Here is a 1,225-nt window from a genome sequence, read left to right as displayed (position 1 = left end):
GGCAGCGCACTGCGGCGTGCGCGCGATCGACCGCGATCCGGACGCCGTCGCGCGCGGTGTCGCGCTGGCCGATGCGCTGGCCGGGCACGAAGGCGAACGCCGGCTTGAGATTCTGCAAGGCCCGTTCGGCACACTGTCGGATCTGCTTCACGACGCCGGGGTTTCGGCCGTCGACGGGATCGTGTTCGACCTCGGCGTGTCGTCGTTTCAGCTCGACGAAGCCGAGCGTGGGTTTTCCTTTCGCGCCGACGGCCCGCTGGACATGCGCATGGGCCGAGACGGCCCCTCGGCCGCCGACGTGGTCAATCACGTTTCGGAAGCAGAACTCGCCGATATATTCTATCATTATGGGGAAGAGCGGAAGGCGCGCCGAGTCGCGAGTGCCATCGTTGCCGCGCGCGGAGAATCCCCGATTACCACCACCGCCCAGCTTGCCGCGATCATCCGCCGCGTCGTTCCGGGCGACCGCTCCGGCATCGACCCGGCCACCCGGTCGTTTCAGGGACTGCGCATCCACGTCAACGACGAACTCGCCCAGATCGAACAGGCGATCGCGCAGTCGCTGGACCTGCTGGCCCCGGGCGGGCGTCTGGTCGTCGTCTCGTTCCACTCGCTCGAAGACCGCATCATCAAGCGCGCGATGCAGGGGGCGACGGGGCGCGTCCCCGGCCCGTCACGTCACGCGCCGGGCGCCATGACATCGGCCTCCGCCCGTCCCGAATTCTCGCTTCTGACCAGCCGGGCCGTGCGTCCGACACAGGACGAAGCGCGCCGCAATCCCCGTTCGCGCAGCGCCCGCCTGCGTGCCCTTGAACGTCACGCGCCTGCCGCGCGTCCCGTCGTCCCCGCACCGGAATATCGCTCATGATCAGGCCCTTCACGCTTCTCTGCGCGCTGCTCGCCGGTTTTTCCGGACTGTACCTCTACAGCAAGAAGCATCAGACGACGGTGCTGGACCAGCAGATCACCCACATCGTGGACCAGACCCAGCAAGTCCGGCAGCAGACGGCGATGCTGCGCACGCAGTGGGCGCTGCTGAACCAGCCCGACCGTCTGAGCACGCTGGCCACGCGCTTCCTGCCGTCGCTGCGCCCGATGGCGCCGGAGCAGTTCATCCGTATGGCCAGTCTGGAAGAGCGCCTGCCCGCGCCCGGCTCCGCCCCGGCCATCGACGATACCCGCGAGGCGATCGGTGCCGCCGTTGCCGCCGCGCATGGCCAGTCCT

The 1,225-nt window shown here is 68.7% G+C and carries 2 protein-coding genes; both read left to right on the top strand.

The genetic code is table 11. The features are described from left to right. On the top strand, positions 1–868 hold an 868-nt coding region (gene rsmH, locus HUK82_RS16685; RefSeq protein ID WP_176614976.1), incomplete at its 5' end, for a 16S rRNA (cytosine(1402)-N(4))-methyltransferase RsmH. Then, a partial coding sequence (ftsL, locus tag HUK82_RS16680; protein ID WP_456304211.1) for a cell division protein FtsL occupies positions 865–1,225 on the top strand: 361 nt, incomplete at its 3' end. The genes rsmH and ftsL, both read left to right, overlap by 4 nt.

Source organism: Ameyamaea chiangmaiensis (assembly GCF_013376175.1).
GTDB classification, from domain to species: Bacteria; Pseudomonadota; Alphaproteobacteria; order Acetobacterales; family Acetobacteraceae; genus Ameyamaea; species Ameyamaea chiangmaiensis.
The sequence above is the reverse complement of the archived record's forward strand: the minus strand, read 5'-3'. Positions and strand labels throughout refer to the sequence as shown.